General features: G+C 56.4%; 1 protein-coding gene. It reads left to right on the forward strand.

Translation table 11 applies throughout. The features are described 5' to 3' along the window. On the forward strand, window positions 1-452 hold a 452-nt coding region (locus F6Q13_RS18875), incomplete at its 5' end, for a DUF2834 domain-containing protein (protein ID WP_367141375.1). Window positions 453-695: the final 243 nt, after the last annotated feature.

Raw genomic sequence — 695 nt, forward strand, 5'->3', positions numbered from 1 at the left:
AACGACCGACCTTCCACGGATTCAGGCTAAGGAGCTTGACAATGTCAGAACCAATGTCCGTATCAACGTCGGTATCGATCTCCACCACTATTCGCCATGGCTTCTTCATCCTTGCCGGCGTGGTCGCGCTGGTGTTGACCTGGCCACACGCGTTCCAGTGGATGGCCGCCGGTGGGAACATCCTCAACCCGGTCGAGTTCTTCGGCGATGCGATGGCGCCTGGTGGCACCGCCGCGTTCCTCAGCATCGACATGGCCATCGCCTGGGTGGTGTTCATGGTATGGGTCGTGTTCGACAGCAAGCAGATAGGACTGGGGTACAAATGGGGCTGGATATTCGTGGCATTGTCTTACATCGGTGTATCGATGGCATTCCCTGTGTATCTCGTTACTCGTGAGCGATTTCTCGAGAAGCAGGCTCGGACTGGAGAATTGAGCAGTCACCGCACCTGAGTCACGCTCGCCGAAACCGCCGCAGCATCACAAAACTCGTCGACGGCCGTTCGATGGTCGGCATCATGGGCGGCAAGCGCGTGGACGTCATGCCGAATCAGAACGTCTGCTGGCGGATACCGACCTTGATTCGCTTCTTTCCGCCCGAGAATTGACGATCCGACAAGCACCCTGATAGTGCAGACGATCTAGTGTCCCGCGCCGTTAATTCGTTTTATTAATCTTCCAATGGACTCCAGGATC

The organism is Mycobacterium sp. (assembly GCF_008709575.1).
In the GTDB taxonomy this organism is placed as follows: domain Bacteria; phylum Actinomycetota; class Actinomycetes; order Mycobacteriales; family Mycobacteriaceae; genus Mycobacterium.